Below are 15,928 nucleotides of genomic sequence, written 5' to 3'. Positions count from 1 at the left end.
CCGGCAGGAAGGGTTTTTGGAGTTAATTCACTATGCGGTTATTCCGCATTTTTCTGTTTATCATACGGTTACTGCCCAACTGTTATTGCACATACAATTTGTTTATTCATCTATATAGCCTGGCAGTCGGCATGATGCATCATTGAATTAGTATTATCAGACTCTGACTACCTGGATCGCATCGTCCTGTACATCCACCTGAATGTTCTGTACATTCTCATCGTCCAGTACCAGATCGGTGATGCTGTCTTCGATGTGCTGCTGGATCACACGACGCAGCGGACGAGCACCAAAGGCAGGATTGTAACCGAGCTGAGCGAGTTTTTTCTTCGCATCGTCGGAGACAGTCATGGTAATGCCCTGTTCCATCAGTGTGAACTGGATATCTTCGAGCATGTTGTCGACGATCTGTACCAGGTCTTCTTCTTTGAGTGATGCAAATGGAATGATCGCATCGAACCGGTTCAGAAATTCCGGACGGAAGTACGAACCGAGCGATTCCAGAATCGAGCTGGTCTGTTCCGATTTGGCAGCGGAGAAGCCGACGGTAATTTTCTTCTCGGTTATACCGGCGTTGGATGTCATAATGATGACGGTATCCTTGAAGCTGACGGTACGGCCTTGGCTGTCGGTCAGACGGCCATCATCCATGACCTGCAGGAACATATTCTGTACGTCAGGGTGTGCTTTCTCAATCTCATCCAGCAGAATGATGCTGTACGGATTGCGGCGTACACGTTCGGTCAGCTGACCGGCTTCATCATGACCCACATATCCTGGTGGAGAACCGATCAGTTTGGACACGGAGTGTTTCTCCATATATTCACTCATATCAAGACGAATCATTGCATCCGATTGACCAAACAGCTCTTCTGCCAGTGACTTGGACAGCTCGGTTTTACCTACACCGGTCGGTCCGACGAACAGGAAGGAAGCGATTGGTTTGTTTTTCGGTTTCAGACCTGCACGGCTGCGGCGTACCGCTTTGGCGACTTTCTCCACAGCTTCGTGCTGACCGATGACTTTGGTCTCCAGACGGGCAGACAGGTTTTTCATTTTGTTCTGTTCATCCTGCTGCAGCTTGCCGACCGGAATACCGGTTTTGCGTTCGATAATATTCTGGATATCCTCGACGCGTACTTCCACCGGTTCGGAGCTGTTAGTACCACTGTTCAGCTGGTTCATCAGCTGGGTCTCTTCATCGCGCAGCTGGGCTGCACGTTCGTAGTGTTCTTCACGGGTAGCCTGTTCTTTCTCGGCTTTGATCTTCTCGATGCGGGCCATCAATTCACTCTGGTCACCTGCGGAAGCATGCAGGTTCAATTTGGCACCGGATTCGTCGAGCAGGTCAATCGCTTTGTCCGGCAGGAAGCGGTCCTGAATGTAGCGGTTGGACAGCTGTACGCAGGCAACGATCGTCTCATCGGAGTAGCGTACACCGTGATATTCTTCGTATTTTGGACGCAGACCCTGCAGGATCGCGATCGCTTCTTCCACGGTTGGCTCATCGACCATAACCGGCTGGAAGCGGCGTTCCAGAGCAGCATCTTTCTCGATTTGACGGTACTCCTTGAGTGTGGTTGCACCGATCACCTGCAGTTCACCGCGGGCCAGTACCGGCTTCAGAATGTTGCCGGCATCCATCGAGCCTTCGGCCGAACCTGCACCGACCAGCAGATGAATCTCGTCGATAAAGAGTAGAATGTTCTCACGCTGCTGCAGCTCGGCGATCAGCTGTTTTACCTTTTCTTCAAATTGACCGCGGATACCGGTTCCGGCTACGAGTGAAGCTACATCCAGTGAGTAGACTTCCTTGTTCAGCAGCTTCGCCGGTACTTGTCCCTCAGTAATGCGCAGTGCCAGACCTTCGGCAATCGCGGTTTTACCAACCCCCGGTTCACCGATCAATACAGGGTTGTTTTTGTTGCGGCGATTCAGGATTTCGATGACACGTTCAATCTCTTCATCACGGCCGATGACGGTATCGATCTTGCCGTCTCTGGCTGCATCGTTCAGATTGCGTCCCAGCTGGTCCAGAATGCCATTGCCACGCTGCGGTTCTACCGTACGAGTTGCTGCACGCTGACCATTGGAGCCGCCTGCCTGTCCACCCTGCTGCATAAAACCTTTGAATAATTGGTCAAATGGCGAGCCGGAAGCACCGAATCCGCCGGAGAATGGATTGCTGTTATTCATTTTGGCGTAACATTGCTGGCAAAGATACAATTTATCGGATTTATTATTTACAGTGAAGCTCAGTCCTACAGTAGCCTCATGTTGATTACAATTTTGACAACGCATATACGAATGCCCCTTTCTTAAATCATACTCATATTGGAATTTGTAAAAAGAATGGGATTATAAATAGTTAACATACAAATGGTCAAAATGACCAACGATTGGGAAATCAGATCAAACATCAGAATACTTTTTTTGTCAAATGGATGCAGGGTGCAGCAAATGCAGATTGCCCTGCTTAGAGATATTAGATGCATTAGCGACATACAGCCGCTTCGTTGTTGTTTGATGTTTGATCAATCGTTTTGACTTTGACTTTCTTTGACTATTATACCGCATCCATATTTAATGTCAACAACTTACAGCTATTTTTTAGTTTATTTCTGCAAATAATTTTGTGCACAATGTAAATAAGATGAACAGGCATATAGTTGCAGATATTTATTCGACTTCGCAGCCTGAAATGATAAACCAACTGCAGATCGATCAACAAAAAAGTGAGTACATCCCAGTAAAATAAATGCACAATTAAAGGAGCAGACACCAAAAAAGCGCTCCATTGTACAGGCATATGTACAGGAACGCTTTTTATTGCTTCTATGATATTCTTACTATTTTTACTATATAAGCTAGTTCACTTGTACACTGCTTCCTTATTTATAAAGGCAGACAGAGGCCCTTTAGTTCTCTGGATGATGCAGCACAGGATGAGCAGGCTCGCTCTGGAACAGTTCAATCAGGATAATCCGTCCTGTTCCTCCATCCACACACAGCCGGACAAATGGTGTAATTGAAGCCAGAAAGCGCAGCGCCACAGAGTGCCGAAGCGAATCTTCCAGCTGCCAGCCGAGCGGCGTTACTGCATAACTGTCCCCCTGCTCCAGATAACTGCAGCGGATCAACTGACGCAGATGCTCTAGCTCATCCTCATCATAGGGCTCGATCTGCTCTGTATCCACCAGATAATAGAGCATCCCGTGGCGGCCATCCCGGTACCATTCCTCACTATCATGATGCCGGTACAGATCGCGCACAATCGGTAGCGCGGCTGTCGAGGTCTGTTCGAACCATTCCCTGGACTGCGGCCACAGACGATACATGGAAAAGGATTCGACCTGATCACCAATCAGATGCTGCTTTGTATGTTCAAAATGAGGCAGCACTTCGCGGTGCAGCATGTGCTGCATTTCCGGTGGTCCCGCCTGAATACGGATTCGCGAAATCGCTCCCAGCCACATACTATGAGCGGCAAAATACTGTGCCAGCGCAGTCATGCCTTCAGGCGTCTGTTCATCGGCAAGCGGTACATCCTGCCAATCCAGCGCTTGTACTTCTGTCGTCGCAGGCTGCTGTACATACTGGATGACCGTATAATTTTTCAGCCAGGGATAGAGAATCTGCGTTTCCACTTGCGTCCTCACAGGTGCAGCTTCTTCCGCTTCATAAGCGCCTGCCAGCGCGAGCAGCATATTTACCTTTTCCAAGAGACGGTCGCCAGGCTGCAGGGTTGGAGCTGCCGGATCATGCTGCAGCTGCTGATTGTCCAGCTCCAGGGTATCAAATTCCTCCGGTGACATGGCAGCGAGCACATGCGTATGCCGGGATAGTTCGTCATGCGAAGCATACCCCTGCGCTCTGCTGGCAATGGCGAGGACGGAATCCTCCCTGTCAATCAGGAGATGGGTCGATGTATACCGGTAGCGCATAGTTCCTCCTTTGATAGGGCGATGATGGGTGTGAGAACAGCCGATACCGGTCCACTGCCATGCCATCTGTACGCATGGCTGCAGCAGCGCAGGTCAGGCAAATTCATCCGTAATATCCTGCCAGCCGCTTAAGTCCGGCAGCTGCTGCTGTCCCCAATACGCGAGAAATATGCCTACCACCTCTGCCCGGTCGCTCGTGATCCAGCTGTAATGCCTGAAATGTCCTTCGTCTTCCTGCAAACGCACCTCCACCACCAGCTCATGTTCGCCACCCATCCGGGCAGCCTGCAAATACATGCTTTTGCCGAGCGGCATGGAAGGACTCAGTACGATATAATCGTCCAATTCCACAATCAGATCGGTAATGACCGAAGTATTGATCGCGTCATTGTCATAGGTGACGTCGCCGCTTTGCAGCGTGTATGTAATATATTCATAACTCATATGTTTCTTCCTTTCCGATATCGAGATACAGGTAGAAATACTGTCATTGTATCATATCCATATCGGTGCTGATAACTGTCTTTCGTGCATCCAAATGCAGGCAAATAAAAATCCGCCAACGTGTATGTCACAGTTGGCGGATTTTCATTTTTATAGCAGTCAGCAAAAGTATACTGTACAGATACATTTATTATGCAAAAAAAGTTCTATTCCCGCTTTCCGCATGCCTGCCTGTATCAGACAACCCGTATTACTTCTTTTTCACCTGCAGCTTCACGCTGTCATTCGTATAGACAGCTTTGACCGTGTAACCTGCTGGCAGTCCTGCTGCTTTTACCGAAGCGAATTTGCCGTGTTTTGGAGATTTGTCGCTTACAATGATCGTGCTGTTGTTTTTCGGTACATATCCGTTCGTAAAGTTCAGCTGCAGCTTGCCGCCGTACATCGCTGAACCGTCGATCGCCAGTACATCATTTTTGCTGCCGATTGTCAGGGTCAGTGTACCTTTGGAGGTCTGCTTGTAATCGCCACTGATCTTCACTTTACCAGCAGCGTTCTCTGCCAGCGTGCCGCCTTCGTTGGATACATTGCCGCGTCCGAATGCAGTTGTCGTACCGCCTTCCAGTGTACCCTGCATGAGGCGCGTGTCACCGGTGTAGGTGTTTTTGCCATCCAGATTCAGCGTACCTGTACCTTTTTTGGTCAGACCGCCTTTGCCGGCGATATCATTGCGCCAGGTGTCTTCCTTGTTGAATCCACCTTTGGCTGCGTCCATATTCACGGTTACATTATTTACAAATGCACCATAACCGTCTGCTGCCGCGAACAGATTCAGGCGGCCCCATCCTTCGGCATCATCCAGTACCGGATAGCCGGCAGGAATACCTGTTGTCGCGAGTACCCAGCGGCGCTGCGTAGCATCCAAATACGGCTGGCGTGTCTCCAGCAGCACTTCGGCTCCCTTCGGTACAAGCACCGGCTTGTCCTTGGCATACGCTTGCGGGAAGCCGTAGGTCAGACGCTCATTGTAGTCTTTTTTGTTGGTTTGGTAATCGCTGAAACGGTCTTTGGCTGTGCCCTTTTGGGTCAGCAGCTTGGTCTGTGCCTGTTCGTAGGCAGCCTGCTTGATTTCCTTATTGGCCGGATCATTCAGGATCGATGCAGCGAGTGCTGTCGCCATCACACGACCGCCCATCACGTCAAAGTACGAATGCATGCCGGATACCGCGCGGTTATTGCCCAGCTCGGAAGCGCGTGTCAGCAGCTCTTGATAACGTTCAGGCACGGCATAAGCCATGGCAAAGGCTGCAAGATAGGCACCATTCGTATGGCCGCTCGGATAGCCTCCATCTGTCGTCGGATCTTCCTTGATCGCAGGTACCAGTGTTGGAAGGACTGTAGCTTCCGGACTCCAGCGGAATGGACGCTTATAATTGTAAAAGCTTTTCGCCGGGTTCGTTGAAGAATAATTGCCGCGCAGTGTATTGACCAGACTGACGATATCGCCAAGAGCCGATTGAGGGTCACCGGAATTTGTACCTTTATCGTCATACTTTTGGGTGGTAGCATCCGCTTGAACTTCCGTAATGGTCGTCGTCGCTCCCGCCTGCTCGCGGTACAGGTCGGTCAGCGATCCCAGACCTTCGATCACGCTGTAGCTCTGGTTGCGTCGGTCATCCAGATAGGCAGCTTCTTCCTGTGCAGCGGTACGTTTCTTGGCCGTATTAATGACCTTCTGGATATTCATATCCAGCAGCTCACTGTTCAGTTTGGTGCCGGAATCCCAGGTTGCGCCAGGTTTCCACATCTTGTTGAATTCGGACAATACGCCAATCGCCGGGTTGGAAGTGACCGACATATTGTCGCTTGTATTGTTTTTGTAATTATCGACAAAATAGCCCCACTCCGGCTTGGGTGGTGTCACATTGGATGGCAGTTCAGCTGCATGCGCATACGCTCCGCCCAACGAACCGGCCAGTACGGATAAGGATAGAGATAACCCGATGATTTTCTTTTTTTGCCCTTTCATATTCCCGATAATCCTCCTCATATTCCCTGCAAAGTTACATGCCAAATCATATGCCCACCTGAGATCGATAGGCACATCATCCGCAGCGGCTGCAGCTGCATGACAGCAGCATGGTCAGCCCGTATGTACATACTACATAGTAATGGTGATTTGTTAACGGGATCATAATGGTTTGTTTGGCGGATGTTAATTGTTCGGCGAGGGAGTTAAGGAACCAAGGCAGACCGCTCCGGGAAAGGATCACTCCGGCGGTCTCCGGTTAAGGTTGGATATTTCTGAATCACCGCTGATCGCGGTAAATATCCAATCTTAAATGTCGGCCTATGGAGTGATTCCTTTCCCTGCGCTCTGTGCTTGTTCATTAGTATGGAGGGTTCTAAAACGTAAACAGTAACTTTTAAGCAAATTTCATATTATGCACATGCATTTCACTTGATGCTTAATGCGCAAAACGCAAGAAAGGAAATAAGGGATCTGACCGACCTTTAAGCCTGGAGATCCCCATTTTCTACAACAATTCAGGATCTCCAGGCTTAACCGGAGGACAGGCCCTTATTCCTTTCTGGAGTGGATGATGCTATAACGATAAGTATGCATAACCACGTTAGCCCTAGCGTTAATACACATACTCAAAAGAAGGATGATGAACCGCAGGATACCAGCTGCAGCTTCTATTTCATACCTCAACTTAAAGCTCAAACCTGACAGCTTTGGAGATTGGACGATAGTGCTAGATTACAACCGTCAGCAGGTCTTCCTGGTAGCTGATCTTTTTCTTGTCGGTCTCGATAACATCCAGGTAGTTGCCCGAGTTGGAAATGATGACCGGTGTGGTGAGCACGTAGCCGGCTTCCCTGATCGCCGCGACATCGAATTCCATCAGCAGGTCGCCTTTTTTGACGGTATCACCCTGTTTGACTCTGGGTGTGAAATATTTGCCTTTCAGTTTGACGGTGTCCTGTCCGACATGGATGAGGATGTCGACGCCGTGGTTGCTGGTGATGCCGATCGCGTGACCGGAGGAGAACAGAGATGTGAGTACCCCGTCTACCGGAGAGTAGACTTTGCCTTCAATTGGTTCAATCGCGATGCCTTTGCCGAGTGCGCCGGTGGAGAAAGCTTCATCCTTGACCTGGGTGAGCGAGATGACTTCGCCTTTCAGCGGGCTGAATACGGTCTCCTGCTTCACCAGTGTCTCAGTGCTGCCGGTTTCTTTTTTACCGGTATTCGGTGCTTCGTCTTCCTGCAGACGGGTGAAGAACATGAGCACAAAACCAACGATAAAGCTGACGATCATACCGATAATTGCGCCGTAGAATCCGCTGTCAATGCCATTGGGACCGATATAGGACGGGATACCGAAGATGCCCAGTCCGCCGATAATATATGCTTTGGTGCCCATCGCTCCGATGATCGCACCACCGACTGCACCACCGATACAGCTGAGGATGAACGGCTTTTTGCGCGGCAGTGTAATTCCGTAGATCGCAGGTTCGGTGACTCCGAAGATGCCCGAGATAACCGCCGGGATGGACAGTGATTTGAGCTTGGTGCTTTTGGCTTTGATCAGAATAGCCAGTACGACACCGGTCTGAGCAAAGGAAGCCCCGAACATGCCTGCAAGAATCGGATCGGAACCCAGATTGCTCAGGTTGTTCATCGCAATCGGTACAAAGCCCCAGTGCAGACCGAAAATAACGAATACCTGCCAGAACGCACCGAGCAGCAGTCCGGCAATGATCGGACTCAGGTTAAATACGCCCAGAATCGCAGCGCCAACGAGCTGCCCGGCCCAGGTCGCTACCGGACCGATAATCAGAAATGCCAGTGGAATCGTGATCAGTAGTGTGCAAAACGGTACCATAAACGTACGTACTACACTCGGAATCACACGCTTGAAGAAATTCTCGAACTTGGAACCGACATACGCCGAGACGATAATCGGAATAACACTGGACGAATAGGTCATCAGAATAACCGGTATGCCGAGGAAGGTAATATGCACAGGCGACTCAAACGGCGTCCCCCCGAACAGTGTATACAGCGGTGTCCCTTTTCCCACCTCTGTTAATGTCGGATAGACCAGCGCCGCACCGATCGCCATCCCGATAAATATATTGGCGTTGAACTTTTTGGCTGCCGTGTAACCGAGGAAGATCGGGAAGAAGTAGAACAGACAGTCACCGATGGCATTCAGAATAATGTACGTGCCGGACTCTTTGACGAGCCAGCCCAGTGACAGGAACAGTGCGGTCAGACCCTTGATCATACCGGTCGCTGCCAGTACGCCGAGCGTAGGCGCGAATACGCCGGAGATCATGTCGATGAACCGGTTGAACAGGCTGACCTTCTCCCCGGAATCATCAGGGGCTGCCGACGAGTCACCGCTGAATCCGGCGACGGTGTTCACATCCGCATATACTTCAGATACATGATTGCCGATGACGACCTGATACTGTCCGCCACTCTGGATGACCGTAACGACACCATCCATATTTTTGAGTACATCGGTATTGGCTTTGCTCTCGTCTTTTAATTTGAAGCGCAGACGTGTCACGCAGTGAGCCAGGCTGTTCACATTGTCCCTGCCGCCAACATTCTGAATAATATCCTTTGCCAGCTGTTCGTATTTCATCGTTCTTCCTCCTTTGTGGGGTATCCGAAGTATGCTTGGTATATCAAAAAGGCGAAACCAGACAGACCGCCTGCAGAAGTATCACTCCTGCACGATCTGATCTTGGTTTCGCCTGCATTACCAGTAACAATCCAAATTTTTATGAAGTTGTGTCATTGGTGACCCGGTGGACATGGATGGTCAGGTAGAGTTTCTCCTCATCGGACAACTCGGTATCCAGATACTTCTCGATCTTTAGCATGCAATTATAGGCTTTTTTGTACTTGGTCTTCACCTGCCGGAGCAGGAAGTCATCTTCCAGCACCTGCCTGTGCGGCTGGGATAACCGCTGGAAAAAGAATTTCAGATGCGTGATAAATCGCTCATAGCTGATCGACTGTTCATCCAGCTCCAGGCGGTACGTATATTTGATAATATTCAGAATATCCTGAATCTTCTCCGCCTGGGCCGCCACATTCGCCATCCTTGTACCCGAGCTGTTAATCTCGGCGTTGACCAGATGCAGAGCGATATTGGCCGCTTCATCCTCAGGAAGCCTGCGGTTCAGCATGGATTCAATAAATTCCAACGCCTTGATGCCGATGCCGTATTCCTTGGGATAAAAGCGCTTGATCTCCCAGCTGAGCGGATTGGGGTTGCGGATGCCTTCATCGTACAGCTTGAACGCATTGTTCAGATGATCGGTGAGCGTGACATAGATATAGTCGCTTAAGGTCACATTCAGGTTATTTTTGCCGTATTCGATAATATCGTAGCAGACCGATACGTATTCCGGCGGAATGTCTTCGAGCAGCACCTTGAACTTCTCGGATGCTTCAGTCTGCTGAAGTACAAAGATCTTCTCGACCAGACTCTTGTCGACCGGATCACCTGCACTTTTTTTGAAGGCAATGCCCCGTCCCATCACCACAAAGTCCCGCTTGCCCGGATCACTGGCTATAATTGCATTGTTGTTAAAGATTTTCTGGATAATCATCCACACTGTCCCCCTCTGGTGGACTGCCATATAACGATATGGATATTGGAGAATCAGGATATACAAAAAAGGCAAAACCCAACACATGCGAATAGCTAATGATTAGCTCTGCATGCACTGGGTTTTGCCTTTTCAGTAACAATCCCAAAGCTAGAATAACACCGATCCAGCATTTTAGCAAGCGCTTTCTTTTATTAAATTTTAAAAATTGTTGTTCACTGTAAATTCGCTATTCTTATGTTTTAATTCCGGCTGCGTATACTGCTTTTCGGGTTTGGATACCGGCTTTTTTTGTACTTTGATCTGCATTATATTTTTCAGTTCAACATCCGATAATAAATAAGCAGGCAAATTATACATACTGCTGCATAACGTTGGTAGGAAAGAAGCTTAATTATTTAGGTGGAGGAAATAATGCTCGAGGATATTAGTCATTTTGTAGGTATTGATTTTAGTCAGGTGGATTTTAAAAATCTGGATTTTAGTACGCTCGATAATGTTTTTGGAATAATATTGACCGGTCTTGCTGTCTTAATGTTTTCTATTATGGCAATTCTCTGCTTCATAGTGATGTGGATTTGCGTATACAGACGAATCAGGGGCATCATTCGCTGGCTCGGGGGGATACGAATAAGAAACGATTTGATGGATTGCCGCTCTTGTGGTGAATCCATCTCGGCAGTTGCACGGATATGTCCTTACTGTGGCAGGGATTATGGTGTATATTTCCGTGTCAGAGATTCTGTCCTTTTCTACCTCTATATGTTTGCCGCTTTTGGATATGGAGCACTGGAATTTATTAAATTGTTTGTTGAAGAATTCCTGCAGCCTTTATAACTCTGTATCATTAACAGCAGGCTCCATTAGAAAAGACACCTTTTCGCACAACGATGCGAAAAGGTGTCTTTTTACAGATATTAAATTTATACTTTACACTTATTGAGTTTATATTTCCAATCTATCACGGAGATCGAAAATCCTGTTTCTTTTTTAAGGACCGGCAGTCTCAAAATAAAATGCCACATAATAGATTCCATATACAGGTGCATGGAACCTGCCAACCGAATTACTCTACCCAGCTCAGTTCAAACTCGGTAAATCGCTGTCCGGCAGCTACGCCCTTTGGTGAAATCCGTTCGATCTCGGCCAGATCTTCTGCAGACAGATGAACATCCAGTGCACCCACATTCTGGCGAACACGATCCAGATGCTTGGTACCCGGAATCGGTACAATCTGATCCCCCTGAGACAACAGCCAGGCCAGTGCCAGCTGGGACGAGCTGCAGCCTTTACGTGCAGCCATCTCTTCAATCAAAGCAACAACCTCAAGATTCTTGTTGAAATTCTCTCCCTGAAAACGGGGGTACATGCGGCGATAGTCATCGGCTGGCAGATCGTCAAAGCTCTTGATCTGTCCCGTCAAAAATCCGCGTCCCAGCGGGCTGAATGCCACATATCCGATCCCCAGCTCCCGAGTCAGCGGCAGGATCTCATCTTCGGTCTCCCGGCTCCACAGTGAATACTCCGACTCAATCGCAGACAGCGGATGAACGGCATGGGCACGGCGAATACGCTCCGGCGAAACTTCGGATAGACCGATATAGCGAATCTTGCCTTCTTTGACCAGATCCGCCATCGCTCCTACAGTCTCTTCAATCGGTACCGACACATCCGGACGATGCTGATAATACAGATCAATATGATCCAGCCCCAGACTGTACAGGCTGGCATCGACAGATTTGCGCACATAGGCGACATCGCCCTTGGGCTTTTCACTGCTAAAGGTAATGCCGAACTTGGTCGCGACGATAACGTTATCGCGTCGTCCACGCAGTGCACGGCCGATCAGCTTCTCATTATCTCCGTATCGTCCAAATTCAAAGCCGCCATAAATATCCGCTGTATCCAGCATGGTTACCCCCAGATCGATAGCTCCCTGCAGCGTATGTATCGACTCCTCATTATCCGGCATCATCATCGTGCCGAGTCCGAGTGCGGATACTTCCAATCCCTGATTGCCAAGTTTACGTGTCTGCATAGTTTCGCTCCTTATTCCGCCAGGCGGATGAATTGTTATCGTGTCATGAACAATTCCTATTGTAAGGAGTTCCAGGCTGGAGCAGCCACAGTACGCTTATACCAGTAATGAGACTAACAGGCTGGATCGCGTCATAACTTAAACACTGCAAAAAACCACCATACACTTGGTTACCCTTGTGTGTGGTGGTTTTTATGTATGGAGCCTAGGGGGATCGAACCCCTGACCTCATCGCTGCCAGCGATGCGCTCTCCCAGCTGAGCTAAGGCCCCGTAATATGTATTTGTTCAACAACTCTTTTAATGTATCATGAATTAGCAGTATAGTCAACACTTTTTATTTTTACATCTATTGACGCTAGACAACGATGAAAACCTAGAATCTGTCTTACTTACTGTTTATAATTCAGAATCTGTGCCACCAAATTTAAAAGATCACATTACGGATCATTCACTTTATCAAGCTTATGAATCTCTCTTAGCAAAACAACAACAGGTTTTATCTTTTGCTTACGTACAAGCACTAAATGACAAGGAAATAGCTAGAATATTTAAAAAAAATCAGTGGAGTACTTCGGGGGCTTTTATCATTGATTTTCAAACTCCTACCTATGTAACCTTTTCATCGGGAGTAGCGGGGACTATACTAGGCTTGGTGCCAAGTGAAAAAGAGACCTTCATAAGGATCCAGTCAAAGAGATTGACTGTTTTTGTTTTTGTTTCCATTTCCAAAAAACTTCTTAATTTTGTTAAGATCAAAATCATTTTCTATTTCATATTGTTGAACAGAATTATTTTTAAAATCAGTAATTAACATATACTTTGAATCAGATAGAAACAATGAGAATAAATTTTCCCTTTGACCCGTAATAGTAATATAATAAACTTCTTTAGAAGTATCGGGGGATTTACTCACTTTTTTTAACTTTAAAGCAGCTAAACAATCCAGAATATAATCTATATCCGCCCTATTTCTTAAGGTAACTACATCCTCACTTTCAGTCCAGTCCATTAACAACAAATAAGAGATTTCCTTATCTTCAATCTTTTCAATAACTTCTTTTTTAAATGTTGTATTAGGGAACATACGATTCTTTATCTCCGTAGAATTAAAAAAATTAATAAGTAATATAGTAAGCATAATAATCAGGATAACGTACATAACAGGTCGAAGACTTTTCTTCAAAAAAATCACACTCCCACTAAAAATTAATATTTTCTTCTTTGAGATGACTAGTGGTTTGGAGAAATGTAGGCGGGAATAAAGGTTGAGACCTGTTTACCAATCTATGGATACACATTTGTATGATCGCATTTTGCATATCAACACCATTCCTTGGACGAGTACTTCCCTCAACCAAATCACCCTCGGATATCCTCGCACTAACAATATGAATATCATAATTGTTTAAGCCTGTTCCTCGCTAGTTTGGATAATAATCCGCACCTTGCGTAACTGTTTCAGGCTTATCTCATCCACCACACCCTGAAAGCAAAACGGCACTCAACAACATCACTACACCAAGCTCCTTTTTAAATACTATATCCCCCCTTTCATCTACCTAGCAGAAATAATATCAGAGCAATTGGCCAATGAATGACATAAGATTAACATTATTTATATCCGTGGTGCTAGTTCTAACTAATTTGGGATGATACCCTTTTTCCAGAGAGTGCATGCTAGCAAAAACTCCATATAGATTGGTTTTGAATCCCGTTAGACTCTTCGAACGAATCGAAGTAAGAGCGAAACGACTGACTAAGATGGAAAATACAGTTTCGATTTGTTTACGTTTTCGTCGCATCCAGTGTGTAAAAGCTGGTGTCCATTGTTCTTTTTTGCTGTTTGAAAAGAGACTTTGGGTTCCATGCACTCCATGCGCTTTTTTAATCATAAAGTCGATGGGCTTATCTTTTAAAATAGTAATTCGCTTACTGCTTTCGCTGCTATCCCACCGCTGTTCAACCGTTATTTTCACAGCTCTGCCTGTACTCTGTGACAAGCCGGTGACAGTTGTGCCAATGCGTTGACTTTCATTCCTCTGCTATTGGTATAATAAAGTTATTGGGTATTTTATAATAACAGGTGCTGTATATGGCCTGCTGCATGTCTATTCAAATATCCAAGCATACTCGGAAAAGAGGCGGATTATTTTGAAATATTCAACAGCTTATATCAGAGCAGGACTGGTGTTATCCCTGATCCTCGTTTTGTTGACAGCCTGCGGACAACCCAAAGAGACGCGGGCGGATATTTTTAACCCGAACGGTATTAAGGAAATGCCGGTAAGGGACTCTTACGGTACGGTCAATGTACCAATCGCTGCCAAGAACATCGCGGTCACCAGCCAGTATGCGATGGATTATATGAACGCGATTGGCTCGGATATCTCACTGGCTCCTAAGCCTGCCGAAGGCAATTACGTGTTCCCTCCCTACACCAGCGATGAGCAGCGTGACAAGCTGACATTGATCGAAGGCCAGAATGGCGAACTCGATCTGAACGCGCTCGCCGCCGAGAAGCCGGATCTGATCATTACCAATAACGGCGACCGCGCGACCTATGATGCACTCACCAAGATTGCACCAACTGCCTATATCGATCCCACTCTCGACTGGCGCAGTGAGCTGTATATGTACAGTACGTTCCTCGACCATGATACGGCAGCCAAGCAGTTCATGAATGCCTATCAGCAGAAGTTCAACGGAGCCAAGACCAAGCTGGCACCGATCGTCGGAACATCCACTATTGCTGCGCTGAGCATGCAGGAGAATAATCTGATTCTGCACAACAATGTACAGAACGGCGTCGGCGAGGTGCTGTATCAGGATCTGGCGCTCAAAGCACCGGAAGGCATGACTACAGACGCTGAATCGACTCCGGTAACTTTGCAGCAGCTGCAATCGATGAACCCGGATTACCTGTTCATCTCCACCGGTATCCCGAACGACACCGCGGCAGCGCTGAGCAAACGGATGGCCGCTTCCGCTGACGGAGCCATCTGGAAGCAGCTGACCGCTGTACAGTCCAATCACGTATATATCGTAGACAACAGTTTCTTCAATGACACACCGCTCGCCAAGTCTTATGCGATCGATACTCTGATCGACGAGCTGTCTGCAAAGTAAAATAGATGTTCGGTAAGTAGATATACTCTGCGGATCAAAGCTAAACCGTGTTGTTCAGCTTTCATCTATAGGCTTCGAACACAAATATTTTTTGCAAAGCCTGATAGTTCACTCACTTAAGCGTGGAAATCTTCTGTATTCATTAATGTTACAGGGTCTCCACGCTTATTTTATTATTTGCTACAATAAATCAAGCAAGCATTAATGTATTATTCCACCTTTCTCAAAAAGGGAAATCTACACTTTACAGACCGGAAATTTTATTTCCAAAAAATGCTTGCATCTCCTCTTCAAAAGATGTATACTCTTAATTACGGTGATTCGTTCACCACTTCCTATCTGACACCTAGAATGCACAACATGAGGATTAGGAAGTTACATATTTTTTGCGGTCGTGGCGGAATTGGCAGACGCGCACGGTTCAGGTCCGTGTGGGCTTACCCCCGTGGAGGTTCGAGTCCTCTCGACCGCATACCTTATCATATCAAGCCTGTTTCACTTCGGTGAAGCAGGCTTTTTTGATGTTTTATTGCAAAGATTGCGTCTTGATAAGGATAGCAATCTATCTGCCCAGTATTTTATACCATGCTGGTTTTTTACGTCATTCATTCAGTTGGTCGGTCGGTTGGTTGGTTATTGTCATTCGGCTGTTCAGGGATTGATTTTTGCTGTTCGGAAATAGAAGCAGCTGAATGTTCCTCCCCCATGCTACACTGGAGCCGGAGCATTCACAC

General features: G+C 47.3%; 11 protein-coding genes and 2 tRNA genes. 3 read left to right on the top strand and 10 right to left on the bottom strand.

Going from position 1 to position 15,928, the window contains the following annotated elements; genetic code table 11:
* Positions 1 to 156: 156 nt before the first annotated feature.
* The 6 genes from WH45_RS16950 to licT all read right to left on the bottom strand — a co-directional run bounded on the left by WH45_RS16950 (position 157) and on the right by licT (position 10,028).
* Complete coding sequence (locus WH45_RS16950; RefSeq protein ID WP_046215601.1) at positions 157 to 2,301, bottom strand: ATP-dependent Clp protease ATP-binding subunit; 2,145 nt, start codon at positions 2,299 to 2,301, stop codon at positions 157 to 159.
* Positions 2,302 to 2,918: 617 nt separating this feature from the next.
* Positions 2,919 to 3,944: a hypothetical protein gene (locus tag WH45_RS16945; RefSeq protein ID WP_046215600.1), complete on the bottom strand. Its 1,026-nt coding sequence runs from the start codon at positions 3,942 to 3,944 to the stop codon at positions 2,919 to 2,921.
* 93 nt (positions 3,945 to 4,037) lie between these two features.
* Complete coding sequence (locus WH45_RS16940) at positions 4,038 to 4,388, bottom strand: hypothetical protein (protein ID WP_046215599.1); 351 nt, start codon at positions 4,386 to 4,388, stop codon at positions 4,038 to 4,040.
* 250 nt (positions 4,389 to 4,638) lie between these two features.
* Complete coding sequence (locus tag WH45_RS16935) at positions 4,639 to 6,417, bottom strand: acid phosphatase (protein WP_046215598.1); 1,779 nt, start codon at positions 6,415 to 6,417, stop codon at positions 4,639 to 4,641.
* A 730-nt stretch (positions 6,418 to 7,147) separates the two neighbouring features.
* Entirely contained in the window at positions 7,148 to 9,052 is a 1,905-nt protein-coding gene (locus WH45_RS16930; protein ID WP_046215597.1) for a beta-glucoside-specific PTS transporter subunit IIABC, read from the bottom strand.
* A 139-nt stretch (positions 9,053 to 9,191) separates the two neighbouring features.
* The gene (gene licT, locus WH45_RS16925) at positions 9,192 to 10,028 is read right to left on the bottom strand and encodes a BglG family transcription antiterminator LicT (protein WP_046215596.1); all 837 of its coding nucleotides are present in this window, start codon (positions 10,026 to 10,028) and stop codon (positions 9,192 to 9,194) included.
* Positions 10,029 to 10,442: 414 nt separating this feature from the next.
* Here licT and WH45_RS16920 point away from each other — a divergent pair, with 414 nt between their 5' ends.
* Positions 10,443 to 10,865, top strand: a complete 423-nt coding sequence (locus tag WH45_RS16920; protein ID WP_046215595.1) for a zinc ribbon domain-containing protein — start codon at positions 10,443 to 10,445, stop codon at positions 10,863 to 10,865.
* Positions 10,866 to 11,094: 229 nt separating this feature from the next.
* Here WH45_RS16920 and WH45_RS16915 read toward each other — a convergent pair whose 3' ends face one another.
* The 4 genes from WH45_RS16915 to WH45_RS24240 form a co-directional block, all read right to left on the bottom strand.
* Positions 11,095 to 12,066 carry an aldo/keto reductase gene (locus tag WH45_RS16915; protein ID WP_046215594.1) on the bottom strand — a complete coding sequence of 324 codons (972 nt, stop codon included), beginning with the start codon at positions 12,064 to 12,066 and terminating at the stop codon, positions 11,095 to 11,097.
* A 199-nt stretch (positions 12,067 to 12,265) separates the two neighbouring features.
* Positions 12,266 to 12,338 (bottom strand) — tRNA-Ala (locus WH45_RS16910).
* A gap of 418 nt (positions 12,339 to 12,756) precedes the next feature.
* Positions 12,757 to 13,152 (bottom strand): hypothetical protein, encoded by a 396-nt coding sequence (locus WH45_RS16905; protein WP_152663584.1) that lies wholly within the window; start codon positions 13,150 to 13,152, stop codon positions 12,757 to 12,759.
* A gap of 490 nt (positions 13,153 to 13,642) precedes the next feature.
* Complete coding sequence (locus WH45_RS24240) at positions 13,643 to 14,044, bottom strand: transposase (RefSeq protein WP_152663583.1); 402 nt, start codon at positions 14,042 to 14,044, stop codon at positions 13,643 to 13,645.
* A 175-nt stretch (positions 14,045 to 14,219) separates the two neighbouring features.
* On the opposite strand from WH45_RS24240, the gene WH45_RS16895 reads away from it, so the two are divergent.
* Together WH45_RS16895 and WH45_RS16890 are read left to right on the top strand one after the other, a co-directional pair.
* Entirely contained in the window at positions 14,220 to 15,194 is a 975-nt protein-coding gene (locus tag WH45_RS16895) for an ABC transporter substrate-binding protein (RefSeq protein ID WP_046215591.1), read from the top strand.
* 388 nt (positions 15,195 to 15,582) lie between these two features.
* Positions 15,583 to 15,666: transfer RNA gene (locus tag WH45_RS16890), tRNA-Leu, on the top strand.
* Positions 15,667 to 15,928 lie beyond the last annotated feature (262 nt).

The sequence above is a fragment of the Paenibacillus wulumuqiensis genome (assembly GCF_000971965.1).
GTDB classification, from domain to species: domain Bacteria; phylum Bacillota; class Bacilli; order Paenibacillales; family Paenibacillaceae; genus Saccharibacillus; species Saccharibacillus wulumuqiensis.
This window is presented reverse-complemented; position numbering and strand designations above follow the sequence as displayed.